General features: G+C 71.5%; 18 protein-coding genes. 9 read left to right on the top strand and 9 right to left on the bottom strand.

Annotation, left to right across the window (positions count from 1 at the left end; translation table 11 throughout):
• Positions 1-122: 122 nt before the first annotated feature.
• Entirely contained in the window at positions 123-1,202 is a 1,080-nt protein-coding gene (locus NOD94_RS15100) for a membrane dipeptidase (RefSeq protein WP_281206423.1), read from the top strand.
• A 34-nt stretch (positions 1,203-1,236) separates the two neighbouring features.
• Here the strand turns inward: NOD94_RS15100 and NOD94_RS15095 are convergent, their stop codons facing one another.
• Positions 1,237-2,538 carry a glycosyltransferase family 87 protein gene (locus tag NOD94_RS15095; RefSeq protein ID WP_281206422.1) on the bottom strand — a complete coding sequence of 434 codons (1,302 nt, stop codon included), beginning with the start codon at positions 2,536-2,538 and terminating at the stop codon, positions 1,237-1,239.
• A gap of 102 nt (positions 2,539-2,640) precedes the next feature.
• Complete coding sequence (locus NOD94_RS15090; protein WP_281206421.1) at positions 2,641-3,984, bottom strand: UDP-glucose/GDP-mannose dehydrogenase family protein; 1,344 nt, start codon at positions 3,982-3,984, stop codon at positions 2,641-2,643.
• 183 nt (positions 3,985-4,167) lie between these two features.
• Between NOD94_RS15090 and NOD94_RS15085 the strand changes: the two genes are divergently transcribed.
• A complete protein-coding gene (locus tag NOD94_RS15085; RefSeq protein WP_281206420.1) occupies positions 4,168-5,340 on the top strand; it encodes an acyl-CoA dehydrogenase in 1,173 nt (390 codons plus the stop codon).
• A gap of 104 nt (positions 5,341-5,444) precedes the next feature.
• Here NOD94_RS15085 and NOD94_RS15080 read toward each other — a convergent pair whose 3' ends face one another.
• Positions 5,445-6,971 carry a glycosyltransferase family 39 protein gene (locus NOD94_RS15080; RefSeq protein ID WP_281206419.1) on the bottom strand — a complete coding sequence of 509 codons (1,527 nt, stop codon included), beginning with the start codon at positions 6,969-6,971 and terminating at the stop codon, positions 5,445-5,447.
• 293 nt (positions 6,972-7,264) lie between these two features.
• Here NOD94_RS15080 and NOD94_RS15075 point away from each other — a divergent pair, with 293 nt between their 5' ends.
• The 3 genes from NOD94_RS15075 to NOD94_RS15065 all read left to right on the top strand — a co-directional run bounded on the left by NOD94_RS15075 (position 7,265) and on the right by NOD94_RS15065 (position 10,645).
• A complete protein-coding gene (locus NOD94_RS15075; RefSeq protein ID WP_281206418.1) occupies positions 7,265-8,617 on the top strand; it encodes an acyltransferase in 1,353 nt (450 codons plus the stop codon).
• Positions 8,618-8,731: 114 nt separating this feature from the next.
• Entirely contained in the window at positions 8,732-9,814 is a 1,083-nt protein-coding gene (locus NOD94_RS15070) for an NDP-sugar synthase (protein WP_281206417.1), read from the top strand.
• Positions 9,815-9,928: 114 nt separating this feature from the next.
• Positions 9,929-10,645 carry a polyprenol monophosphomannose synthase gene (locus tag NOD94_RS15065; protein WP_281206451.1) on the top strand — a complete coding sequence of 239 codons (717 nt, stop codon included), beginning with the start codon at positions 9,929-9,931 and terminating at the stop codon, positions 10,643-10,645.
• 96 nt (positions 10,646-10,741) lie between these two features.
• On the opposite strand, the gene NOD94_RS15060 is transcribed toward NOD94_RS15065, so the two are convergent.
• Complete coding sequence (locus NOD94_RS15060; protein ID WP_281206416.1) at positions 10,742-12,070, bottom strand: LCP family protein; 1,329 nt, start codon at positions 12,068-12,070, stop codon at positions 10,742-10,744.
• A gap of 106 nt (positions 12,071-12,176) precedes the next feature.
• On the opposite strand from NOD94_RS15060, the gene NOD94_RS15055 reads away from it, so the two are divergent.
• Positions 12,177-12,713, top strand: coding sequence for an acyl-CoA thioesterase (locus tag NOD94_RS15055; RefSeq protein WP_281206415.1), 537 nt, complete (start codon positions 12,177-12,179; stop codon positions 12,711-12,713).
• A gap of 24 nt (positions 12,714-12,737) precedes the next feature.
• Here NOD94_RS15055 and NOD94_RS15050 read toward each other — a convergent pair whose 3' ends face one another.
• Positions 12,738-14,222, bottom strand: coding sequence for an LCP family protein (locus tag NOD94_RS15050; protein ID WP_281206414.1), 1,485 nt, complete (start codon positions 14,220-14,222; stop codon positions 12,738-12,740).
• A gap of 168 nt (positions 14,223-14,390) precedes the next feature.
• Between NOD94_RS15050 and NOD94_RS15045 the strand changes: the two genes are divergently transcribed.
• Positions 14,391-15,416, top strand: a complete 1,026-nt coding sequence (locus NOD94_RS15045; RefSeq protein ID WP_281206413.1) for a glycosyltransferase family 2 protein — start codon at positions 14,391-14,393, stop codon at positions 15,414-15,416.
• Positions 15,417-15,489: 73 nt separating this feature from the next.
• Here NOD94_RS15045 and NOD94_RS15040 read toward each other — a convergent pair whose 3' ends face one another.
• From NOD94_RS15040 to NOD94_RS15025, 4 genes are all read right to left on the bottom strand, one after another.
• Entirely contained in the window at positions 15,490-17,019 is a 1,530-nt protein-coding gene (locus tag NOD94_RS15040; protein ID WP_319197955.1) for an LCP family protein, read from the bottom strand.
• Positions 17,020-17,361: 342 nt separating this feature from the next.
• A complete protein-coding gene (locus tag NOD94_RS15035; protein WP_281206412.1) occupies positions 17,362-19,107 on the bottom strand; it encodes an LCP family protein in 1,746 nt (581 codons plus the stop codon).
• Positions 19,108-19,330: 223 nt separating this feature from the next.
• Positions 19,331-20,566, bottom strand: coding sequence for an LCP family protein (locus NOD94_RS15030; RefSeq protein WP_281206411.1), 1,236 nt, complete (start codon positions 20,564-20,566; stop codon positions 19,331-19,333).
• A 193-nt stretch (positions 20,567-20,759) separates the two neighbouring features.
• Entirely contained in the window at positions 20,760-21,503 is a 744-nt protein-coding gene (locus NOD94_RS15025; RefSeq protein WP_281206410.1) for a TIGR03089 family protein, read from the bottom strand.
• A gap of 139 nt (positions 21,504-21,642) precedes the next feature.
• Between NOD94_RS15025 and NOD94_RS15020 the strand changes: the two genes are divergently transcribed.
• Together NOD94_RS15020 and NOD94_RS15015 are read left to right on the top strand one after the other, a co-directional pair.
• Entirely contained in the window at positions 21,643-23,109 is a 1,467-nt protein-coding gene (locus NOD94_RS15020; RefSeq protein WP_281206409.1) for a peptidoglycan recognition protein, read from the top strand.
• Between the two features lie 629 nt (positions 23,110-23,738).
• Complete coding sequence (locus tag NOD94_RS15015) at positions 23,739-24,731, top strand: DNA-3-methyladenine glycosylase 2 family protein (RefSeq protein WP_281206408.1); 993 nt, start codon at positions 23,739-23,741, stop codon at positions 24,729-24,731.
• Positions 24,732-24,827: the final 96 nt, after the last annotated feature.

The following is a 24,827-nucleotide window of genomic DNA, read 5'->3' as shown; positions in this document are numbered from 1 at the left end:
GGGGCGGGGTGGGAAGACGACGGGGAACACCCGAACGCCACATCCGCCGGGCGGCTCACACACCCCACGTGTCACGGTGGCACCAGCCTCCCCCTGCTGCCGCCGAGACCGGAGCCAAAGCCATGGCCGACCTGCAGGAAGAACCCCACACCGTGGGCATCGGTACCCAGGAACCACCCGCCCCCGCCCCCGCCCCGGCGAGGCCCGCCGGAGCCCTGGACCGCGCAGCCGCGCTGCTCGCCGTCCATCCCGTCGCGGACGGGTGCAACACCCTCGTGTGGACCCTGCGCCAGAGCCCGTACCACGACATCGAGACCCCCGACACGGGCGTCGACACCGACATCCCCCGGCTCCGCTCCGGCGGCGTCGGCGCGCAGTTCTGGTCGCTGCTGGTACCCCCGGACCCGGCGGGCGCGGACACCGACCCCGACCAGGTCGTGTCCGACACCCTCGAACAGATCGACGCGGCGCTGGCCCTGATGCGCCGCTACCCCGACGGCCTCTGCCTCGCGCTCGGCGCCGACGACATGGCCGACGCCCGCAACCGGGGCCGGATCGCCTCGTTCCTCGGCCCCGTCCCCGGCCGCACGCTGACGGACTCGCTGGGCGCGCTGCGCGCCTTCCACGCCCTGGGCGTACGCATCGTCGCGCCCGCCGGAGCCCCCTGGGCGGCGGACGAGCTGACGGCCTTCGGCCACGAGGTGGTCCGCGAGACGAACCGGCTGGCCATCCTGCTGGACCTGACGGGCTGCGCGCCGAACGTGGCCTGCCGGATCACGGCGGCCTCGAAGGCCCCGGTGGTCGTGTCGAACACCGGCGCCGCCGCCCTCAACCCGCATCCGGACAACGTCACGGACGAGGTGCTGCTCGCCCTGCGGGCGGCGAACGGGCTGGCGATGGTCACCTTCGACACGGAGCGCACGGGCGACTCCCTGCACGCGGTCGCGGACCACGTGGAACACGTACGGGCGCTGGCCGGCCCGGAAGGCGTCGGCCTCGGTGCCGCCTTCGGCGCGGAACGGGGACGTCCCCGCCCCGCCGGCCTGACGGATCCCTCCGGCTACCCGAGGCTGATCGCGGAACTCCTGGACCGCGGCTGGTCCGAGACCGACCTGGCCCTGCTGACCTGGGGCAACGCCCAGCGGGTGCTGCGCGGCGTGGAGTTCACCGCCCGAGCGGCACAGCACCGCAGAACCGCCTAGTGCTCCGACCCGGGGAACCCATCCGGTCCCGGCACTAAACGACGGCCGCCCGGAGCGCGGGCTCGGGGGCGACGGTCGCCCTCCACAGCCGCAGGCCGGACCACACGGTCGCGTACAGCAGGGTGCCGTTGCGGGCGCACAGCAGGAGCGTGCCGAGCGCGGTGTTCCCCAGGATGTCCGGGCCGTACCAGACCGGGAAGATCAGCGAGGTGAGCGCGGTGGCGACCGCGAGCAGCCACGCGATCGGGCGCTGGGTGGTGTGGCGCGAACTCAGGCAGACGGCCGCGAGGCCGAGCAGCCAGATCATGTACTGCGGGCTGATGACGCGGCTGGTGACCGTGAACATCATGAGGGCGCACAGCGCGGCGTCGCACGGGGTCGCGTGCGACCACCGGTTGGCCCTGACGCGCCACAGCAGCAGCAGGAGGAAGCCGATCAGGGTCAGCGCGAGTGAGGCCCGCGCGATGTCCGGCACGTACGGGCCGACGTACTCGTAGGCCCCGTACTGGAAGCGGATCCAGCCGGGCCAGACGTCGGCGAGGCGGGCGGCCATCAGCACGGAACCGCCGAGGGACTCGATCTGGACGCCGCGGTCGCCCTGGTGGCCCAGGAAGCTGAGGGAGTCGCGGAACAGCGCGGCGAAGACGGCCAGCAGCGCGACGCACGACAGGGCGGCCGCGGTGACGGCATCGCGGGTGGACCTGCCGCGCGGGGTGCCGAGCAGGGTCAGCAGGGGCCACACCTTGACCATGCCGCCGATTCCGGCGATGACGCCGCCGAGCCGCGGCCGGTGGCGCAGGCAGAGCAGCGAGCCGACGGCGAGCAGGGTGACCTGGACGTCGTAACGGGCGAACGGGGTCGCCATCAGCAGCGGCAGCGAGACCAGCCACAGGACCGCGCCGGCCATGCTGCCGTCGTCGCGGCGGGCGGCCCGTACCAGGCCGAGGAGGATCAGGCCGTCGCACAGCACGGTCAGGGCGACGAAGGCCTCGAAGTAGGTGAGGAACGGCAGCAGGTCCGGCGAGAGGAAGACCGCAGCCGCCGCCGGGGGGTACTGCCACATGATGTCGTTCTGCGGCACCGTCCACGTGACGAGGATGTCGTACCAGTCGTGGTAGGTCTCGGTGACCTCGACCCGGACGATGTTCGAGGCGAAGAAGTCGTTGACGAGCATCCAGAGCATCGCCGCCCGGGCGGCCGCCCAGAGTGCCGCGATGCCCAGAAGGGCGCCGCGTCCGCGTATGGCCGCTTCGAAGGACCACTTCCGATCACGGATGCCGGGGGCCGGCGGCGCGTACGCGGTCGCCTGGGTCGGGGGACTGCTGGTCGTGGTCATCGGCCCGAACTCTACTCAGTCGATTTGTTCGCATATTTCACTGAACGCCCGCAAGTTGGGCGGTGAGCCACGCGGTGCTCGTCCTCCACCGCCCGGCCGGGGTCACGCGTGCGGCCGACCCATGGCGCGGTACGTCCATCCCGCCGCGCGCCAGCGCAGCGGGTCGAGGGCGTTGCGGCCGTCCAGCAGGAGCCGATCGGTGACGACCTCGCCGAGCGCGGCGGGGTCGAGGTCGCGGAACTCGCGCCACTCGGTGAGGTGCAGGACGACCTCGGCGCCGCGGGCCGCGGCGAGCGCGGAGTCGGCGTACGCCAGGGTCGGGAAGACGCGGCGGGCGTTGTCCATCCCCTTGGGGTCGTAGACGGTGACCTGGCCGCCCTGGAGGTGGATCTGACCGGCGACGTTCAGGGCGGGGGAGTCGCGGACGTCGTCCGAGTCGGGCTTGAAGGTGGCGCCGAGGACGGCGACCCGCTTGCCGAGGAAGGAGCCGCCGACGGCCTCGCGGGCCAGCTCGACCATGTGACCGCGGCGCCGCATGTTGATGGAGTCGACCTCGCGCAGGAAGGTCAGGGCCTGGTCGGCGCCGAGTTCACCGGCGCGGGCCATGAAGGCGCGGATGTCCTTGGGTAGGCAGCCGCCGCCGAAGCCGATGCCGGCGCGCAGGAACTTCGACCCGATGCGCTCGTCGTGGCCGATGGCCTCGGCGAGCTTGGCGACGTCGCCGCCCGCGGCCTCGCAGACCTCGGCCATCGCGTTGATGAAGGAGATCTTCGTCGCGAGGAAGGAGTTCGCGGCCGTCTTGACCAGCTCGGCGGTCGGGAAGTCGGTGACCACCATCGGGCTGCCCTCGGACATGGGCGTTTCGTACACCTCGCGCAGCAGCTTCTCGCCCCGCTCGCCCCGGACGCCGATGACGATCCGGTCCGGGTGGAGGGTGTCCTGGACGGCGAAGCCCTCCCGCAGGAACTCCGGGTTCCAGGCCAGTTCGACGTCCTCGCCCGCGGGCGCCAGCGCGGTCAGCTTCGCGGCGAGGCGTTCGGCGGAGCCGACGGGGACCGTGGACTTGCCGACGACGAGCACGGGTCGGGTCAGGTGCGGGGCCAGGGACTCCATCGCGGAGTCGACGTACGACATGTCGCAGGCGTACTCGCCGTGCTTCTGCGGAGTGTTCACGCAGACGAAGTGGACGTCTCCGAAGGCGCCCACCTCCTCCCAGGAGGTGGTGAAGCGCAGCCGCCCGCTGGAGCCGGGCAGCCCGGCGACGTGCGCGGCGAGCAGGTCCTCCAGCCCCGGTTCGTACATGGGGACCCGGCCGGCCGCCAGCATCTCGATCTTCTCCGGGACCACGTCCAGTCCGAGCACCTCGAAGCCCAGCTCGGCCATCGCGGCGGCGTGCGTCGCGCCGAGGTAGCCGGTGCCGATCACAGTGATCTTGAGGGGGGCCATGAGTGCTCCAGAGGTGCGGGGCCGTTTGCGGCAACCGAGCATAGTCGCGCCCCGGGAGGGGGACGCTCCCGCTGTCACGCAGCTCACGTGCGCCGTACATATCGCTGCCGGGGCGCCGGACACTAAGATTTGGGTTACTTAACGGTAGTTAGCATCGTGCATCACCTTGGGGAGTGAGAGATCTTGGCGGGTTCTGCCGACTTCGACCTGTACCGCCCGGCGGAGGAGCACGACATGCTCCGCGAGTCCGTCCGCTCGCTCGCCGAGGCGAAGATCCTGCCGTTCGCGGCCGCGGTCGACGAGGAGTCCCGCTTCCCGCAGGAGGCCCTCGACGCCCTGGTCGCCAGCGACCTGCACGCCGTCCACGTGCCCGAGAACTACGGCGGCGCCGGCGCGGACGCGCTCGCCACCGTGATCGTGATCGAGGAGGTGGCCCGCGTCTGCGCGTCCTCCTCCCTCATCCCGGCCGTGAACAAGCTCGGCTCCCTCCCCGTGATCCTCTCCGGTTCCGAGGAGCTCAAGGCCAAGTACCTCGGCCCGCTGGCCAAGGGCGACGCGATGTTCTCGTACGCCCTCTCCGAGCCCGACGCGGGCTCCGACGCCGCCGGCATGAAGACCCGCGCCGTGCGCGACGGGGACTTCTGGGTGCTCAACGGCGTCAAGCGCTGGATCACCAACGCGGGCGTCTCCGAGTACTACACGGTGATGGCCGTGACCGACCCCGAGAAGCGCTCCAAGGGCATCAGCGCCTTCGTCGTGGAGAAGGGCGACGAGGGCGTCTCCTTCGGAGCCCCGGAGAAGAAGCTCGGCATCAAGGGCTCCCCGACGCGCGAGGTCTACCTCGACAACGTGCGCATCCCGGCGGACCGCATGATCGGCGCCGAGGGCACCGGCTTCGCCACCGCGATGAAGACCCTCGACCACACCCGCATCACCATCGCGGCCCAGGCGCTCGGCATCGCCCAGGGCGCCCTGGACTACGCCAAGGGCTACGTCCAGGAGCGCAAGCAGTTCGGCAAGCCGATCGGCGACTTCCAGGGCGTGCAGTTCATGCTCGCGGACATGGCCATGAAGATCGAGGCCGCCCGCCAGCTGACGTACTCGGCCGCCGCCAAGTCGGAGCGCGTCTCCGCCGGGGGCGACAAGGAGGACCTCACCTTCTTCGGCGCCGCGGCCAAGTGCTTCGCCTCCGACGTGGCCATGGAGGTCACCACGGACGCCGTCCAGCTCCTCGGCGGCTACGGCTACACGCGCGACTACCCGGTGGAGCGCATGATGCGCGACGCGAAAATCACTCAGATCTATGAAGGCACGAACCAGGTCCAGCGCATCGTCATGGCGCGCAACCTGCCGTAACCCCGTACCCGCGGGTCGACGTACGCGAGAAGGCCCCCGGCGGGATGCCGGGGGCCTTCTCGTGCGTTCGCGTCGGACGCCGCGCGGGTGGTGGGCCCGCCCGCTCAGCGCTCCAACAGGGTGAGGGTCATTCCGGGCACCTTGGTCACCGTCCGCCGGGGGAAGGCCTGGTCGAGCGCCTTCACCTCGGCCGGCTCCAGACCCATGAGCGGTTCGCCCGGGGGGGTGTCCTGCGTCACGGCCCATATCCGGCGCGTCGTACCGACGCAGGCCGCCGGATCCGCGCACATCCGCGCGTACAGGTCACCCCGCTCGACGGAGCTCTCGGCGACGAGGACGTCCCGCAGCCGGACGTCGGACGGGAGGTAGTAGTCGAGGGCGATGTTGAACTGCAGGTACTTCAGGTCGCCGCGGAGCGTCACGAGGCCGTCCCCGGGCCGGTAGTTCTCGGCGATGACGGAGGCCGCCGCGCGGGCGTCGAACTGCTCGCGGGAGAGCGGCTCGCGGATCAGGCGCTGGCCCGCCATGCCCACGACCAGAACACCGGCCAGGCCCACGACCGCCAACGCCCGGGGCCGCAGGGCCGTCAGGCCCGCGCCCGCGAGGACCGCCCAGGCGGGCAGGGTGAAGAGCAGGTAGCGGTCCAGGAAATAGGCCGTCGAACCCTGGGAGGCGATCCACAGGGCGAGGATCGGCAGGACGGCGGTGGCGCCCACCTCGAAGGCCGGGCGACGCCCCTGCCGCCACGCCAGGGGCAGGACGGCCATCGCCAGGACGCACATGCTGACCCAGGCCGATCCGTAGAGACCGCGCCAGAAGAAGTCGGCGACGTACTGGAGGCTCGGCCTCACCAGCCAGCCCAGTTGCCTGCCCACCTGCCGCCGGCCCAGGAGCACGAGCGGCAGCACGGGGAGCAGGGCCACGACCACCGAGAGGACGAACCCGGTGAGGATCCGCCGCTCGCGTCCGTCCCGCCAGCGTCCCAGGGCGATGAGCGCGTGAGCGGCGAGGAACACCAGCGCGACCATGTGGAAGATGCCGGCCACGGCGACGGCGACGGCGTAGAGCGCCCAGCGACCGGTCGTCGGTCGTTCGAGGGCGCGCAGCAACAGATAGGTCGCGGCGGCCGCCGCGAGCACGACGAACGCGTACCCGCGGGCCTCCTGCGCGTAGCGCGAGACGGACGGGATCACGGCGAACAGCAAACCCGCCACCAGGGCGGTACGGGTGTCGAACAGCTTCCTGGCGGTCAGCGCGACGAACGCGGCCGCCCCGGCCATCGCGAGGGCGGACGGCAGCCTGAGCATCAGCGGGGAGTGGCCCAGCAGCGACGTCCACTGCTGGATGAAGAGGTAGTAGAAGCCGGTGACCGCGTCGACGTTGTCCAGGAGGTGCAGGAGTTCGCGCGGGCTGCGGTCGATGGCGTTCCAGGTGGCCAGCTCGTCACGCCAGAGTTCGACGCGGCTGCTCCCGTGGACGCCGAGCGCGAGGGTCAGCAGGGCGGGCCACAGCCAGACCGGGCCCAGGAGGCGGGCGACGCCGCCCTTCTTCGCACGGCGGCGTCCGGGGTGCCGTTGCCCGCCGGCCGGATCACCGGCCGGGGGAGCACTGCTGGTTATGCTCACGCTCATTGCGGCAAAGCCCCTGATATCTCTCGCCGGGACCTGGCCGATCCCTGTGGGTACGAACTTCACGGATGACGCTCCCGCCGGACCCGAGAAGGCCCACGGCTGCGACGGCGGCCGTGCCACGGCGCCGGCGCTCCCTTGCCAGTATGGCCGCCCCCGAAGCCGATTCTCCCTGTCCCGATCGCGGCCGCCGAACCACGGGGAAGGTAACAAGTGGACTACGGTTGCTCGTCAGACCCTGGGCGGGGCCGCCGATACGAAGGGCCGCTCGATCTTCTGGGCTAGCCTGCACTGCTGTGACCGTGATTGAACAGCAGTCGGAGAGCCGGCCGACCACCACAGGCGCCGTGATCGCCGACCGGCCAGTGGTGCGACTGGGGTGGCTCGACGCCCTGCGCGGAATAGCGGCGCTGCTGGTGGCGGTGCACCACTTCAGGATTCTGGAGCTCATACCGGGCGGGAAGTTCGTCAACACGAACTTCGATCTCGGTATCTACTCCGTGATGCTGTTCTTCCTCGTCAGCGGATACATCGTGCCGGCCTCGCTGGAACGCCGCGGTGACGTACGGGGATTCTGGATAGGCCGGATCTTCCGGATCTACCCGCTGCTCATCGTCGTGATCGCCGTGTCCCTGATCGTTCTGCCCGCCAACCATTCCGCGGTGCCGGACGTCGTGGTGGACCACCCGGTCAGGTCGACCCTCGCCAACGCGCTGTTGATGCAAGAAGTGCTCAACGTGCCCAGCGCGATCGGTGTGATGTGGACCCTCTCCTACGAGATGGTCTTCTACTTCTTCGTCACCGCCCTCTTCGTGATGGGCCGCCACCGCCTGAGCGCCCAGGTCTCCCTGGTCTTCGCCACGGTGGGACTGCTCTTCGGGGCCGCCGTCGGTTCGCATCTGATCACCACGGACCGGGTCTCGACGCGCAACCTGATCCTCGCCTGCTGCATCGTCATGGTCATGGGCCTGTTCTGCGTGCTGAGCGGCCGCAAGGAACTCACGCGGATCGGCGCGCTGCTGCTCGGTGGACTCGGCCTGCTGCTGATCCTCGGCAACGCCCGGGCGCCGTTCTTCGAGACCATGGTCATCTTCGCGACGATGTTCGCCGGTACGGCCGTCTACCGGATCCAGAACCACCAGGGCGACCGCCTGCTCGGGATCATGTCCTGCGGGTTCGTGCTGGTCGCCGGCCTCGCGGCCGGATACATGTACAACCGCGGCGCGGCCAGGCACCAGACGTGGACCGAGGGTTGGGTGGGCTTCGTACTGCCCTACTTCGCCGCGTGGCTGACGTTCGGCATCGGCCTGCTGCTGCGCCGGGCGAGGTTCCCGCGGGTGCTCACCTGGCTCGGTGCGATCAGCTATTCCGTCTACGTCACCCACATTCCCGTTCTGCACGGTGTCCACTGGATGGTGGAGGGCATGGACATTCCCAAGTCCGGCCCCGGCAAATTCATCCCGTCCGTCATCTTCCTGGCGCTGGTCTTCGTCATGAGCCACCTCACCTACAAGCTGGTGGAACTTCCGGGACAGCGCCTCGGCAAGCGTCTGCTCACCAAACTGGGCCGCGGGCGCCGGGCGGACGAAACGGCGAATGTGTCGAAGAACTCCCCGAGTGGTGGGGAACCGTCGGCACCCCGGTATTGATCCCCGAGGGAGCGGGGGCCGGTACCGGCCGCAGCGCCTCGGCCCGGCCTTCGCAAGCCCTCCGATGGGCTAAATTTGACGCTTCGTACGCCTGAACCGTTTGGGGAGAAAATAATGACGGAAGCGATCCTGCTGGTCGGTGGGCAGGGGACGCGACTGCGCCCCGTGACGGTGAACACCCCCAAGCCGATGGTTCCGGCCGCAGGCGTCCCCTTCCTCGCGCACCAGATAGCCAGGGCCGCCGCCGCCGGTGTCACGCACATCGTGATGGCCACCTGCTACCTCGCCGAGGTCTTCGAGCCCTACTTCGGTGACGGCTCCGACTTCGGCATCACCCTTGAGTACGTCGTCGAGGACGAGCCCCTCGGCACCGGCGGCGCCATCCGCAACGCCGCGCAGCGCCTGACCGGCGGCCCGGACTCCCCCGTACTCGTCTTCAACGGTGACATCCTCACCGGCCTCGACATCGCCGGCCTCGTCGAGTCCCACCGGGCCGCCGACGCGGACGTCTCCCTGCACCTGGTGCGGGTCGAAGACCCGCGCGCCTTCGGCCTGGTGCCCACGGACTCCGAGGGGCGCGTGCTCGCCTTCACCGAGAAGCCGCAGACTCCCGCGGAGATCGTCACCGACCAGATCAACGCCGGCTGCTACGTGTTCCGCCGCAGCGTGATCGACTCCATTCCGGCCGGCCGATCGGTATCCGTCGAGCGCGAGACCTTCCCGGGTCTGCTCGCCTCCGGTGCCAAGCTGCACGGCGTGACCGAGGACACCTACTGGCTGGACCTCGGCAAGCCCGAGTCCTTCGTCCAGGCCTCGGCCGACCTGGTCCGCGGCATCGTGGCCTCCCCGGCCGTCCCCGGCCCGCGCGGCGAGGCCCTCGTCCTCCCGGGTGCGCACGTGGCCGACGGCGCCAAGCTGTCGGGCGGCACGGTGGTCGGCGCCGGCGCGCGGATCGAGGCCGGCGCGACCGTCAAGGGTTCGATCGTGCTGGACGGCGCGATCCTCGGCGCGGACACAGTGGTGAACGCCAGCCTCATCGGCGCGGGCGCTTCCGTCGGGTCGCGCACGGTGCTGAACGGCGCGGTCATCGGTGACGGCGCCGTCGTAGGGGCCGACAACGAACTTCGCGCGGGGGTGCGAGTGTGGTGCGAGGCGCAACTGCCCGCTGCCGCCGTCCGCTTCTCCTCGGACCGGTGACCAACTCCAGTGAGGCATAACCCTGTGATAGGCGAGCAGCAGACCCCCCGCGCGACCGACGTCGCGAGCACGAAGCTTCCGGACACCTGGGCGCACACGCCGCTCACCGTCGTCATGCCCACGTACAACGAGGCGGGCAACCTGCCGGGCATGGTCGAGCTGATCATGGGGCTCGACCAGCCGGGCCTTCGCCTGCTGATCGTCGACGACTCCTCGCCCGACGGCACCGGCAAGATCGCCGACGAACTCGCGGAGGGCTTCCTCACCGAGGACGGCAAGCCGCGCATGTCGGTCCTGCACCGCACCGCGAAGGACGGCCTCGGCCGCGCCTACGCCGCGGGCATGGCCAAGGCCGTCGAGGACGGCGCCGAGTACGTGCTCCAGATGGACGCGGACGGCTCCCACCCCGCCGGCAAGATCGCCGAGATGCTGGGCGTCGCCCGCTCCACCGGTGCCGGTCTCGTCGTCGGTAGCCGCTACGTTCCGGGCGGCACCCTGTCCGACGCCTGGGGCGCGCACCGCAAGCTGCTGTCCCGTTGGGCCAACGCGTACGCGAGCACCATCCTGGGCACCCGCGTCCGTGACATCACCGGCGGCTTCAACCTGTGGAGCGCGGACGCGCTCAAGGCCATCGACCTGGCGTCGATCGGCAGCGCGGGCTACAGCTTCCAGGTGGAGATGAAGTTCAAGGCGCTGCGCCGGAACTTCCAGGTCATGGAGGTCCCGATCCACTTCGAGGACCGCACCGTCGGCGAGTCCAAGATGAACCTCGCGGTCCAGCTGGAGTCCATCGCCATGCCGTGGAAGCTCCGCGCCCGCGCCGGCAAGTAACCGCGCGCGCCGGGCCCGTCGTACGCCCGGCCCGTCGTACGAAAGGGGCACCCCCTCGGGGGTGCCCCTTTTCGGTACGTCCGGCCCCCGGGCCGTTCACTGGCTCCGGACGGTGACCTTCTCGTCGTTCTGGATCTCCTTGACGAGCTGCTGCACCTTCGCCTTGTCCCAGACGAGGTTGCCGCCCCGCTGGCCGGAGATCGGCATGTTCATCGACACGCCGTCACCGCTGTTGACGCCCTTCATCGCGAAGAACATCTGGCCCATGTCCCACAGGCCCATGTCCTTGTCCACGATCAGGGTGTCCAGGCCCGACCCCATCACCGGGTAGAGCGAGAAGGGGTTGAGGACGGTGCTCGGCGTGGCCGCCTGGCTCGCGAGCGCCGCCAGGAACTTCTGCTGGTTCTTGGTGCGTTGGAGGTCCGACTCCGCGAAGGCGTAGCGGGTCCGTACGAAGGCCAGCGACTGCTCGCCGTTGAGGGTCTGGCGGCCCGCCTTGAAGTCGGCGCCCGACTTCTCGTCCTTGAACGCCTTCTCGATGTCCAGCTCGACCCCGCCGAGCGCGTCCACGATGTTCGCGAAGCCGGCGAAGCCGATCTCGGCGTAGTGGTCGATGCGCAGCCCCGTGTTGAACTCCACCGTCCGCACGAGCAGCTCCGGGCCGTCCTCCGCGTAAGCGGCGTTCAGCTTGACCCGGCGGCCCTGCGAGGGGAACTTCTTGCCGGACTGGGACCCGACGAAGGAGGGGATCTCCACGTCCGAGTCGCGCGGCAGCGAGATCATGGTGTTCCCGCTGGAGCACTTCGCCAGGATCATCATGGAGTCCGTGCGCTTGCCCTCGGCGGAGCCGGTGTGGAGCTTCTTCTTCTCCTCGGCGGACATGCCCTCGCGGCTGTCGGAGCCCACGATCAGGTAGGTCGTGCAGTCGCCCTCCTTCGGGCGCTCGATCACCTTGGCGAGGTCGACCTCGCGGCGCACCTTGGAGTCGGCCCAGAAGTAGGTGCCGATGGTGGTCACCACGAGCACGGAGGCCACGACGATCGAGCCGACCTTGATGCGCCTGCGCCAGTCGACGGCTCCCCGGGCCGGGCCGGGTCCCCCGGCGCCGGCGCCGGCCGGTGGCCGCTGCCCCGGGCCGCCGGGGCCCGACGGCGCACCGTAGACCTGGCCGGTGTTGTAGCCGCTGTCATAGCCGGGACCGCGTGTCTGCTGCGGCGGGACGCCGTACGCGGGCGGGCCCGCCGGGGGCGACGACTGCGGGGGGACCGGCGGGCCGGCCGGGCGCTGCGGAGGCTGCGGCTGCCGCTGGACGTGACGCATCCGCTGCGCGCCCTCCGGCTGGGCCTGCCCGCTGCCGTGTCCGTACCCGTCATCGCGGCGGCCGCGCCCGTCGCGCTCGCCGCTCCACCCGTCCCAGTCACTCATGCGGACAAGAATGCCTGCCCGGGCGTGTCGGACGACACCCCGGTGGGGGGTTCGTACCGGTGCTGTTGCACACCTGATGCCTCCGGTACCGATTTAAGGTGGCTGTATGACAGACATACCGGCCGAACCGCAGGGCAAGCCCGTCTCGGCCTCCCGTACGACCCTCAGCCACATCATGACCGCGAGCGACACCAACCTCCTCGGCACCGTCCACGGCGGTGTGATCATGAAGCTGGTGGACGACGCGGCGGGCGCCGTGGCCGGCCGGCATTCCGGCGGTCCCGCCGTCACCGCCTCCATGGACGAGATGGCCTTCCTGGCCCCGGTCCGGGTCGGCGACCTGGTCCACGTACGGGCCCAGTGCAACTGGACCGGCCGCTCCTCCATGGAGATCGGCGTACGGGTCCTGGCCGAGCGGTGGAACGAGTCCACCCCCGCCACCCAGGTCGGCAGCGCCTACCTCGTGTTCACGGCGGTGGACGCCGAGGGCAAGCCCCGCCAGGTTCCGCCGGTGCTCCCGGAGACCGAGCAGGACGAGCGCCGCAACCAGGAGGCCCAGATCCGCCGCACGCACCGGCTCGCCCGCCGCCGGGCGATCACCGAGCTGCGCGAGCGGCGGTCCGCAGAGGGCCTCGACGACTGACCGGCCCCGCCCGGCCGGGCGGGGTCACCTCCCGCACACCACCTGGTCGCCGGTGACCACCCCGAACGCGCCCTGGTAGGGGTCCTCCGCCCGCACCGGCACGACCTTCTTGTAGTCCGTGCCCGCGATCACCAGCACCGTCCGGCCCTGCCGCGGTACCGCGCGCAGCTCGCTGCCGGGCAGGGCCGTCGCGACCGTGCGCGCGGAGCGGTCCCACCTCGGGTCGTACGCGATCACCGTGCGCCGCACGTCCCGGCCGGCGCCGTTGCCCGGGGTCCCGGTGGTGTTGAAGCCGGTGGCGCGCAGCGCCGAGTCGACCCGGTTGCCGAGCCCGTCGATCCGGGTCCCGTTCTCCACACGCACCTTGATCTGGTTCGGCGGCACGTCGACCGGTACCGCGGCGGGCCGGCGGGTCCCCCCGGCGCGGGCGGGGGCCAGCGGGCGGTCCTGACGGACCGACTCGAACAGCTTGGCGGCCTTCGCCGCGTCCCACTTCACCGTCGACCCGATGCCCTTGACGGCGTACGAGGCGTCACCGACCGGGACCGAGGCGAACTCGGACGACGAGGGGGTGAAGTCCCGCATGGCCTGACCCAGGGCCAGCATCTGTTCCGAGCCGAAGTCCTTGTCGGCCCGGACCGAGCCCAGCAGCGTGGAGCTGACCTCCTTGAACTTCACCGGGTTCAGCAGCACCCCGCTCCCGGTGGCCTGCTTGATCAGCGCGGCGACGAACCGTTGCTGGCGTTGCATCCGGCCCAGGTCGGAGGCCCCGTCGATGTGGCGCGAGCGCACGTACTGCAGGGCCTGGCCGCCCGTCAGCCGGTGCGTGCCGGGCAGCAGGTCGAGGCCGGTGTAGGTGTCGCGCATCGGCTTGGCCGTGCAGATCTCGACGCCGCCCATCGCGTCGACGGTCTTCATGAAGCTGGTGAAGTCGACCTCCAGGTAGTGGTCGATCTTCACCCGGGTCATGTTCTCGACCGTGCGCACCGTCAGGTTGGGCCCGCCCTCGGCGTATGCGGCGTTGAGCTTCACCGGGTGGGCCTTGTGGGGTTTGCCGGTCACCAGGTCGTGGTGGGCGGGGACCTCGGCGTAGCTGTCGCGGGGCAGGCTGATCACGCTCGCCCGCTCCTTGTCGGCGGACAGGTGCACCAGCATGATCGTGTCGGTGCAGCGGCAGGGCGCGCCACCGAGCCGGTACTCCCGCTTCTCCTCCTTGGTGATCCCGTCCCGGCCGTCGGTGCCGACGAGGAGGAAGTTGAGGCCGTGCCCGGCCTGGGGGCGGTTCTTCATGTCCTTGAAGGGGTCCACCCGCTGGATCCCGGTGTCCAGGCCGGTCATCACCGCGTGCCCGACGGCCCCGGATCCGAGCACCACGACCGACACCCCGGCCGCGATCCGCACCCCCCACCGCGGCTTGTCGCCCGGGCGCCGGGCCTGCGGGCCGCCCCGCCGCGCACGCTGTGGCTGGGGCGGCCTGGCGGGTCGGGTGGGACGGTGCGGCTGGGGCACGAGGGACACCTCCGCGGGGGAACAGCAGGGCAACGGTCGGCTGATTCTTCGGATTCGTCAGAACAGTAGGCCCATACGATCAGCCTCTGTCCGTACCGGCTGTCCGGCGCGCACCCGTTTCCCCCGTACGCGGTAACGTGACACCGATACCCGACCTTGAAGGACCACATGCCCGCGCAGCAGCCCGCAGTCTCGGTGATCATGCCGGTGCTCAACGAGGAGCGCCATCTGCGTGACTCCGTCCGGCACATCCTCGGACAGGAGTACGCAGGCGAGATGGAGGTGGTGATCGCACTCGGGCCGTCCACGGACCGCACCGACGAGATCGCCGCCGAGCTCGTACGCGAAGACCCGCGTGTCCACACCGTCCCGAACCCCACAGGCCGTACGCCCGCCGCCCTGAACGCCGCGATCAAGGCCTCGCGCCACCCGATCGTCGTCCGCGTCGACGGCCACGGCATGCTCTCCCCGAACTACATCGCCACCGCCGTCCGGCTCCTGGAGGAGACCGGCGCGCAGAACGTCGGCGGCATCATGCACGCCGAGGGCGAGAACGCGTGGGAGGAAGCCGTCGCCGCCGCGATGACCTCGAAGATCGGCGTCGGGAACGCGGCCTTCCACACGGGCGGGCAGGCCGGCCCGGCCGAGACCGTCTACCTGGGCGTGTTCCGCCGCGAGGCCCTGGAGCAGCAGGGCGGCTACAACGAGGAGTTCATCCGCGCCCAGGACTGGGAGCTGAACTTCCGCATCCGTGAGGCCGGCGGTCTCATCTGGTTCTCGCCCGAGCTGAAGGTCCAGTACCGCCCCCGCCCGTCCGTACGGGCGTTGGCCAAGCAGTACAAGGACTACGGCCGCTGGCGGCACGTGGTGGCCCGCTACCACTCCGGCTCGATCAACCTGCGCTACCTGGCCCCGCCCACCGCCGTCTGCGCCATCGCGGCCGGTCTGGTGGCGGGCGCGACGCTCACCCCGTGGGCCTTCGCGGTTCCGGCCGGCTACCTCGCGGCGATCACCGCCGGTTCCGTGCCCGCCGGCAAGGGGCTCCCGCTCAAGGCCCGGGCGCAGATCCCGGTGGCCCTGGCCACCATGCACATGTGCTGGGGCTTCGGCTTCCTGACCAGCCCGCGCTCGCTGGCGGCGAAGGTCATCGCCAGCCGCCGCCCGTCGGTGCGACGGGACTCCTCGGAGGTCTGAGCGGTACGCGAAAGGGGTGACCCGGTCCCTCGCGGGACGGGGTCACCCCTTTCGCGTCGCCCGACCGCCGGAGCTACCAGCGGTACGGCTTGTACACCTCCATGCAGGCCCCGCTGTCGGAGCCGTTGAGGGCGTCGGCCGTGTCCGGTACCGAACCCGCCTCGGGCGGCGCCTGCTGCGGGTACGCGGCGCCCTCGCGCCAGTCGGCGCCCACGATCAGGGTGATGCGGGAGACCTGGGCCGACTGCTGCGCCGCGCTCGCCGGGATCCCCAGCGCGGCCGCGACGCTCTGCGCCTCGTCGGCGAGGTCAGCGGTCGGGTAGCGCACGACGGTGGTCTTCTCCGGGGTCAGCGCACTGTCCGCGCGGGCCGAGGTGAAGCCCTTCGCGACCAGGGCCTCCGTGACCGCGCTCGCCCGCTGGGGGGCCAGTGGCATCCCGGCCGCGGTTCCGTTGACCACGTGGACGGCGATCTTGTCGTTGGGGGTGACCGGCGCCTTGGACGACTCCTGGACGGGCGCTCCGGACTGCGTGGGGCTCGCCGCCGGCTGCGGGGAGCCCGCGGAGGGCTGCGCGCTCGGGGAGGCGTCGGGGGCCTTCGGGGCGCCGTTCTTGTCGAAGGCGATGTCCTTGCGGAGCATCGTCCACAACTTCTCGGCGTCCGCGGTGTTCACCACGAGCCGGTTCACGTCCCGCGGGTCGGGGAAGGTCGGCATCGTCGTCATCGTGATGCGGTTGGTCGGGACGTGCTTGAGCTCCATCGTCAGGTTGAAGAGCTTCTTGACCGACCCGATCTCCTCGGAGACCTCCAGCGCCTTGGTGCCCGCCTCGGCCAGGGCCGTGATCCGGCCGACGTCGGTGAAGGCGTTCTGGCCCTTGAGCTCGCGCATCATCGAGTTCATGTACATGTGTTGGGCCTGGGCCCGGCCCAGGTCGCTGCTGAAGGCGTGGCGGGTGCGCAGCCACTGGAGGGCCTGCTCGCCCTTGACCTTGGTGGTTCCGGCGGGGAGCTTGAGGCCGGAGCCGCCGCCGTCGGTGCCGAGGGCACGGTCCCAGACGTTGTCCTTGACGCAGACCGGGACCCCGCCTATCGCGTCCGCCATCTGCACCACACCGCTGAAGTCGATCGTCATCCAGTGGTCGATGTAGACGTTGGTCAGCTTCTCCCACGTGGCCAGGGTGCAGCCCGGACCCCCGCGACCGAGGGTCTCGTTGATCATCGCGGTGGTCTTCTTGAACTTCTCGCCGGTCTTCGGGTCCGTGCACTCGGGTATCTCGACCCGGGTGTCGCGCGGGATGCTCACCACCGAGGCGTTCTCCCGGTCGGCCGACACGTGGAGCAGCATCTGCACGTCCGCGAGCGGAGGCGCCCCGACGCTGTCGTGGCTGCCGCCCAGCTCCAGGTTCTCCGGCTTGTTCCGGCTGTCGGAGCCGAGCAGCAGGATGTTCAGCGGGCGCTGGCCCTTGGCGTTGGCGCGGGACTTCTCGACGCTGCTGTCGCCGCTCAGGCGCTGGCCGCTGCGGATGTTCCCGTCGAGGTGCCGGTAGTAGAGGTACCCGGCCGCAGAGGTGCCCAGGACCAGGAACGCCATGACGGACGCCACCCAGAACAGGGTCCGGCGTCTGCGCCGCCGCACCGGACCCCCGCCGCCCGCGGCCCCGGAACCCCGTCTCTGCGGGGGTACCGTGCCGGCTGCCTCCGCATCGCCGGATATGCCGTCGGCGGCCCGGTCGGGCGCCCCCTCCCCCCGCACGCTGCTGTGCCTCACGCGTACCCCCCTCAAGATCACTATCGTCGGTGTGGTGCCGGTCCTACCGGCTACCGCCCGCTATTTTCGGCGGTCTTCCTGTGCGTGCCGCCACTGAGTGCCGTTCACGTGCCGTTCCCCGGTCCGCGCCCCGTGTCGGCCGGGCCGGCGCCGTCGCCGGACCGGTCGGTCGAGTGGTCACTTCGCGCAGACGGCCTTGTCGGCCTCCAGCCGCTGGAGCCCCTCGGGCGCCTGCTGCGGAGTCGCCGCGGCCGGGTTCAGCGGGGCCCCGGGCTCCTTGAAGTCGGCGCCGAGCGTCAGCTTCATCGGGGCCTTCGGCGCGGCGTCCGTCGTACCGATCTTCAGCGCGGACGCGGACAACCCCATCATGTCCGCCAGCGCCCGGGCCTGGTCCGCCTGATTGGGGGCGTACTCCAGCTGGGTGCTGCCGAGCTTGACCGAGGCGTTGCCGTGGTTGCTCGCCCGGTAGACGCCCTTGCTCTGCTGGAGCCAGGTCAGGGTGGTGGAGGCGGATCCCGAGGGCCCGCCGCCGTTGTAGACCTCCACGCGGACGTCCCCGGCGGGTGCGCGGTTGCCCTGGAGCAGCGCGTCCTGCTTGGTCTTCGCCTCGGTGTCGGCCGCCTCCTTGGCGGCCTCCTTCTGCTTCTCCACCTCGGTGAGCGAGACGTCCCCGCGGATCATCTCCAGCAGCGGATCGGCCTGGGTGGAGTTGACGACGACGGTCAGGTTCTGGTTCGGGGGATCGTTCGGGTTGTCGATCACCGGCAGCGTCGTGAAGGTGACGTTCTTGAGGTCGATGTCCTTCAACTCACCGGCCAGGTCGGTGAGCTTGCCGATCGAGCCGAGCCCCTGGTCCACGGTCAGCGACTTGGTGGCGGCCTCGGCCAGCGAGAAGAACTTCTTCGGACTGGTCAGGGTTTCCTTGGACTTCATCTCGCGCATCATCGAACCCAGGAACTGCTGCTGGGTCTTGATCCGGTCCAGGTCGCTCTTCAGACCGAAGGCGTGCCGGGTCCGTACGAAGGCCAGCGCCTGCTCGCCCTCCAGCCGGTGCTCGCCGGCCTTCAGGTCGAGCTTGGAGGCCTCGTCCTTGACGTCCTTCTCCACGCACACCGGAACCCCGCCGACCGCCGTGCTCAGGCTCTTCACGGCGTTGAAGTCGACCATCATGAAGTTGTCGACGGGGACACCGGTGAGCTCCTCGACCGTCCGCATCGTGCAGCCCGGGTCCCGCCCCTCCTGGCCCAGGCTGTTGTTGAAGCGGGTGTTCTTGCTGCCGGGGATGTCCTTGACCGACCCGTCCACCTTCGTCGGGCAGGTCGGGATGTCCGTGATCAGGTCGCGGGGGATGGACAGCGCGGTGGCGTTGGAGCGGTCCTTCGACACGTGGAAAAGGATCGTGGTGTCGGCGTGGCCGACGCTGTTCGCGTCGCCGTAGCCCTGGTTGCCCGAGCCGCTGCGCTTGTCGGTGCCGATGACCAGGATGTTGATCGGCTGGTCCTTCTTGAAGCTGCCCGCCTTGCGCCCCGTGTCGATGACGTTCAGGTTGCTGTTCAGGTGCTCGAAGTACAGGTACGCCCCCACCGAGCCGCCGACCAGCAGGAACGCCAGGGTTCCGCCGGTGACCGCCAAGCGCTTGCGACGCCGGTTCGAGGCGCCGCCGGCCTTGCGCGAGCGTCCGCCGCCGCGCCGTCCGCCGGGCGGTCCTTCGCCCCGACGGGGCTTCGGGACGGCGGGGGAGGGAGCCGCGGGCGCCTCGGGGGCGGCAGGGGTTCTACGGCGGGATCTGCGCGGCGGCGCGACGGTGGGCGGCTGCGCAGGGGAATGGCCCAGTTGCAGTTCGTAGTTGCCAGTGCGGGGATTGAGGACCCACTGGTCTGCGGGGTCGATCTCGTCCGCCCGCCCACGGCTTTGCGCATCCACGGTTGCTCGAATCCTCCGTCGGTGCTTCGCGACGCGCCTCCCCCCAGGCGCGCGGTCAACGATCCGGCTGCTGGTGCACGGCCTCTTGGACGGCCGGTGCACCGGATCGCTCACCTTATCCGGCCAGGTCGGCAGCAAACCATGCCGGGGACAAAATCCACTCCCCTTATAACGGCTCAAAACCCCCAAGCGGCGCGGTCGGATCCCGGCTTTTTGGATTGCTTTACCGGCAATCGGCCTGACCTGCGGTCGTTCCCGTGAAAGTGGGGACGGGACCGGGGGTGGCGCCGGTTCCGATTTTCCCGTCCGCTTCGGCCGCGCTTTCGTCCTCCGGCTGCGCGTCCGTACGTTCCCCCGGCTCCTGAGCGTCCTCGCGGTCCGATTCCTGCTCGGGCGGGGCGACCGTCAGCGGCCGGTCCTCGCGCAGTTGCCGGAACAACCGGTCCGCGTCCGGCTCGACCAGTTCGTCCCGGTTGGGGTTGCTCGGGTACGGACGGCGCGGCACCGTCAGGAACTTGACCTCCTCGGTCGGTATGTCCCTCACGCTCCGCACGAGTTCGTACAGGCCGCGCAGCGAGGCCAGCCCCGGGTCGGTGGTCACCGAGGAGGTCGCCGCGTCCAGCACCGGATACAGCCGCGCCGGGTTCAGCAGGACCCCGTTGCCCTGCACCTTCTTCACGAGCGAGCCGAGGAACTGCTGCTGACGCTGCATCCGTTGGGTGTCGCTGCCGTTGCCCAGGCTCTGCCGGGCCCGGACGAAGCCGAGGGCCTGCTCGCCCCGGAGCAGGTGGCGCCCCGCCGTGAGCCGCAGCCGCGCCTCCGTGTCGTCCACCGGCTCCTTGAGGCACACCTCCACCCCGCCGACCGCGTCGACCATCCTCTTGAACCCGCCGAAGTCGACCACCATGTGGTGGTCGATCCGGATCCCGGTGAGCTTCTCCACCGTACGGATCGTGCAGGCGGCCCCGCCCCACTCGAAGGCCCAGTTGAACTGGACGAACCGCTCCCCGGTGCGGGAGCCGTCGGGCTTCAGGCAGCTCGGGACGTCCGTCATCAGGTCCCGCGGTATCGACACCGCCGTCGCGCTCCCGCGGTCCTTCGGCAGGTGCAGCAGGATCGTGGTGTCCGAGCGCTGGGTGCCCCGGTCCTGGCCGTAGCCGGAGTTGCCCTTGCCGGCGCGCGTGTCCGAGCCGATCAGCAGGATGTTCTGCGCACCCGTCCCGAGGTGGGCCGGGCGCTCGCGCTCGTAGCGCTCCAGCTCGGCGGCGGCCGAGGCGTCCGCCGTTATGTTCCCGTCGAGCTTGACGTACAGCCACCACCCCACCGCGGTCCCCGTGAGCACGAGGAGGGCCAGACCGAGGCCGATCCAGCGCAGCATCCGGCGCCTGCGGCCGGCCGGGGGCTTCGGGGAGCCCCCGGCCGGCTCGGCGCCGTCAGGTATGCCCGCGCGGTCCGTCACTCGCGTTCCGTCCCCTCGGCCGCCGTGGATGATCGGGCCGTGCGGATGAGCACGACCTGGAGCCGAGTCTCCCCCCGGGCGACGGGACCGGCCCGGGGACGGGGGGCCGTCAAGGGCCGTGCGGGTGACAAATCGCGTGAAATCGCACGGCACGGGTCGCGGGAGGGGCCGGGGCGGGCGCCCCGACCGCCGGTCAGACCGTGTGCGTGACCCGCTCGCTCTCCACCCGCTGCGCCAGCCCGGCCTCGGACAGGGCGTCCAGGTTCCGGCACAGCACCACGGACCCGCCGGTGGCCAGCGCCCCGAAGAGCCCCGCCGACAGGCCCTCCCAGGTGTCGTAGCCCAGCCCCGACAGCACCCGGGAGCCGTCCCCGCGCCCGGCCGCGTCCGCGCGGGCCCGCGCCACGAGCTCCGCGTACGAGAACTCCTCGCCGCCGACCACCAGGCCGGGGCCGTCCGCATCCACGGGGGCGAACGGCGCGAACCGGTCGCCCTGCCCCGGCACCTCCACGGCGTAGTCCGCGAACCCGGCGGGCGGCTGCGGGAAGCGGCCGCCCAGCGGGCGCAGCGCGAGCGCGACCCGTTCGCCCTTGCAGGCGCGGGCCTCCTCCAGGGTGTCGGGACCGCTCACCACGAGGTCCGCGTCGGCCGGATCACCGCCGACCTCGGCGACCACTCCGACCGAGGCGCAGGCGAGCAGCCACACGGCGCTCTGCCAGTGCGCGGGCAGCAGCAGCGCGAGCCGGTCGCCCGGCTCGGCGGCCAGGTCGCCCTGGAGCAGATTGGCGGTCTTGGCCACCCAATTGGCGAAGGTGGCGACGGACAATTCCACGCGCTCGCCCGTGGCGTCGTCGTAGAAGGTGACGAGCGGGCGGCCCGGATCCGCGGCCAGAGCGGATCGCAGCAGGTCGGCAGGGGTGCGGTCAGTGGCGTTCACCCGCCCCAGCGTACGCGGGGCCTTCCCCCGTACGGAGGGCAACGGCTCGGCCGTCCAGGGGAGGAGGCTCCCGCCGCCATCGGACGGATCGTCAGTTCTCCGATGGCGGTTCGTGGTGACTGAGTTCAGCATCGCTTCCATGCGTGGATTCCTTGCTTCCTCGATCGGCGTCGCGACGGCTGCCGCCCTGGTCCTGCCGCTCGCCCTCACCACTCCGGCCCTGGCCGCCCAGTCCGGCACGGTCGCCCCCGAGACCCCGGCCGGGTCCACCCAGTCGCTGCCGCTCGTCCCCCTGGGACCCTCGGCCGGCCGGATCCCCGGCGTCCCCGGCATGAGCGCATCGCCCGGCCTGCCCGAAACGCGGGACCTGCCCGAAACACAGGGCCTGGACGCACCCGAGGTCAAGACGTTCTCCCTGGTCGGCGTCGTCTGGGACGACGCCGCCACCCAGCTCCACGGGGCCGTCCAGGTCCGCACCCGCTCCGTGGAAACGGCCGCCTGGTCCGACTGGCAGGACGTGGAGACGCACAACAGCGAGCACGCCGCCGACCCCGACGCGGCGGAACGCGGCTCCGGCCGCGTCCGCGGCAGCACCGCACCCCTGTGGGTCGGCCCGTCCGACGGCGTCGAGGTACGGGTCCAGGCGGAGTCGGCCGCGGAGGCCGGTGGGAAGGCCGGTGGGGCGGGAACCCGGGCCGCGTCCCGCCGTCTTCCGTCCGGCATGCGCATCGAACTCGTCGATCCCGGGGCGGACCGGCCGCCCACGGTCATCGACGGCAAGAACGGCATGCTCGGCGGGGTCGGAGGTCGTCCCGTCGAGGACGACAAGGGTCAGGTGGGCGCCCTGCCCGGCATGACCATGGAGATGACGGAATCCTCCTCCGCCAACCTCCCGCACGCCCCGCTCGGCGCCCACGAGATCGTCGCCCTCGACAAGGCCGACTCCACCGCCGACGCGATCCTCGCCGGGGAGGGCACCGTCGGGAAGGCAGCCCCCTACATCGGGCCGCGCCCGCGCATCGTCACCCGGCAGGGGTGGGGCGCCGACGAGAGCCTGCGCGAGAAGGGCTTCGTCTACACGAACACCGTCAAGGCCGCCTTCGTCCACCACAGCGCCTCCGGCAACAACTACGCCTGCAAGGACGCCCCGGCGGTACTGCGCAGCCTGTACCGCTACCACGTGGTCAGCAGCGGCTGGCGGGACGTCGGCTACAACTTCGCCGTCGACAAGTGCGGGACCGTCTACGAGGGACGGGCGGGCGGAGTCGCCAAGGCCGTCCTGGGCGCGCACACCATGGGCTTCAACACGGACAGCATGGGCATCGCGGTGATCGGCTCCTACTCGACGACGGCCCCGCCTGCGGCCGCCGTCAACGCGGTAGCGCAGCTCACGGCGTGGAAGCTGGGCCTGTTCGGCGTGGACCCGCGGGCCAAGGCCACCCTGAAGTCGGGTGGCGGCAACCTGTACAAGAAGGGCAGCAGCGTCAAGCTGAACGTCATCTCGGGCCACCGCGACGGCTTCGCGACGGAATGCCCGGGCCGGCTGCTGTACGGGGAACTGCCGCCGACACGGACGTCCTCGGCGAAACTCCAGGGCCGCCCTTGACCTGGCCGGTCGGGGGTGGGGGCGGGGCGGTTCGGGGGCTGCGGGTGGGTCGGGGCCGGTGCGGGTGGGGGCTTGGCTGCGGGTGGGTCGGGGCCGGTGCCGGGGTGGGGTGTCGTCCGGGACGGGCATGATTTATGGCGCCCCGTCCGAGCCGGATTCGCCGGGCGGTACCGCGCGCCAACAAATCACGTTTTAGTCCCGGACGACACCCCACCCCGTCCCCGACCCCGACCTACGGCACACCGCCCCGTTCCGGCCCCCGCCTCACATTCAGCCTCGCCACACACCGAGTCCCGCCGCACCATCAGCCTCACCGGCGTTTGAGGCGCGGGGTCCGGGGCCGAGCCCCGGGGGTTGTGCCCGCAGGTTCGACTTAACGAGCCCCGGCGGCGCTGGAGCCGCCGATCCAGCCCCGCCGGCGTTTGAGGCGTGGGGTCCGGGGCGGAGCCCCGGGGGTTGTGCCCGTACGGTTCGTTCCCGCCGGCGGGTCCGGTGCCCCGATTCAGCCCCGCCGGCGTTTGAGGCGCGGGGTTCGGGGCGGAGCCCCGGGGGTTCGGACAGGCGGGGCGGGTCCGGGCGGCGGGCGGTCGGGGCCCGGTCGACCCGCGGCCGGGGGATAGGCTCGGGGGGTGGCCTCACCCCGGGAACCCGTGACGCGCGCCGGCGTGCGCGGCGGCCGTACCGCCGTCCCGCAGGGCCCCGGCACGCCGGCCGGAGCCGGCTCCAAGGCCCGGATCTGGGCACCCGGAGCCCCGCTGGACCTCGGGCTCACGCTCGGCCCGCTGCGCCGCGGCCCCGCCGACCCCACCTTCCGCACCACCCCCGACGGCTCCGTCTGGCGCGCGACCCGGACCCCCGAAGGCCCCGCCACCCTCCGGGTGGCCCTCCGCGGGGAGGCGGTGGACGCCGAGGCGTGGGGGCCCGGCGCCGACTGGGTCCTCGCGCGACTGCCCGAACTGCTCGGCGCCGGTGACGACCCGGCCGCGTTCGTGCCCCGCCACCGGCTCCTGCACGCCAGCCATCGCCGCCGCCCCGGGCTGCGCCTGACCCGTACCGGGCTGGTCCTGGAGTCGCTGGTGCCGACCGTGCTGGAGCAGAAGGTCACCGCCGACGAGGCGTACCGCGCCTGGCGCCGGCTCGTGCGTCAGCACGGGGAGCCCGCCCCCGGGCCGCTGGACATGTACGTGATGCCCGACGCCCGCACCTGGGCGCTGATCCCGTCCTGGGACTGGCACAGGGCCGGGGTCGACGCCAAGCGGTCCGCGACCATCGTGCGGGCCGCCCGGGTGGCCGCCCGGCTGGAGGAGGCCGCCACGATGGAGCTGCCGGAGGCGGCGCGCAGGCTGGAGGCCGTGCCGGGCATCGGCCCGTGGACCTCGGCCGAGACGCTCCAGCGCAGCAACGGCGCCCCCGACGCGGTGACCACGGGCGACCTGCACCTGCCGGGCATCGTCGGCTACGCCCTGACGGGCGACCGGGACGCCGACGACGCCGTCATGCTGGAGCTCCTCGCCCCGTACGCGGGCCAGCGCCACCGCGCGGCCCGTCTGATCCTGCTGGCGGGCCGCACCCCGCCGCGCCGGACCCCGCGCATGCCGCGCGGGGACATCGGCCTGATCTAGTGCGGTCACGGCCCTAGGGCCTGTCGTCAAACTCCCGTCTGCCTCGTGGCGGCCGGCACGCGCTCCCGCCGCACCGGGCGAAAGCCCGAGTACGTC

Source organism: Streptomyces sp. Isolate_45 (assembly GCF_024721315.2).
In the GTDB taxonomy this organism is placed as follows: domain Bacteria; phylum Actinomycetota; class Actinomycetes; order Streptomycetales; family Streptomycetaceae; genus Streptomyces.
This window is presented reverse-complemented; position numbering and strand designations above follow the sequence as displayed.

Excerpts from the sequence above, each read along its gene's own strand:
- NOD94_RS15065 (WP_281206451.1), top strand. The coding sequence starts at position 9,929 with ATGCCCACGTACAACGAGGCGGGCAACCTGCCGGGCATGGTCGAGCTG.
- NOD94_RS15095 (WP_281206422.1), bottom strand. The coding sequence starts at position 2,538 with ATGACCACGACCAGCAGTCCCCCGACCCAGGCGACCGCGTACGCGCCG.
- NOD94_RS15045 (WP_281206413.1), top strand. The coding sequence starts at position 14,391 with ATGCCCGCGCAGCAGCCCGCAGTCTCGGTGATCATGCCGGTGCTCAAC.
- NOD94_RS15060 (WP_281206416.1), bottom strand. The coding sequence starts at position 12,070 with ATGAGTGACTGGGACGGGTGGAGCGGCGAGCGCGACGGGCGCGGCCGC.
- NOD94_RS15090 (WP_281206421.1), bottom strand. The coding sequence starts at position 3,984 with ATGGCCCCCCTCAAGATCACTGTGATCGGCACCGGCTACCTCGGCGCG.
- NOD94_RS15020 (WP_281206409.1), top strand. The coding sequence starts at position 21,643 with ATGCGTGGATTCCTTGCTTCCTCGATCGGCGTCGCGACGGCTGCCGCC.
- NOD94_RS15070 (WP_281206417.1), top strand. The coding sequence starts at position 8,732 with ATGACGGAAGCGATCCTGCTGGTCGGTGGGCAGGGGACGCGACTGCGC.
- NOD94_RS15100 (WP_281206423.1), top strand. The coding sequence starts at position 123 with ATGGCCGACCTGCAGGAAGAACCCCACACCGTGGGCATCGGTACCCAG.
- NOD94_RS15055 (WP_281206415.1), top strand. The coding sequence starts at position 12,177 with ATGACAGACATACCGGCCGAACCGCAGGGCAAGCCCGTCTCGGCCTCC.
- NOD94_RS15080 (WP_281206419.1), bottom strand. The coding sequence starts at position 6,971 with ATGAGCGTGAGCATAACCAGCAGTGCTCCCCCGGCCGGTGATCCGGCC.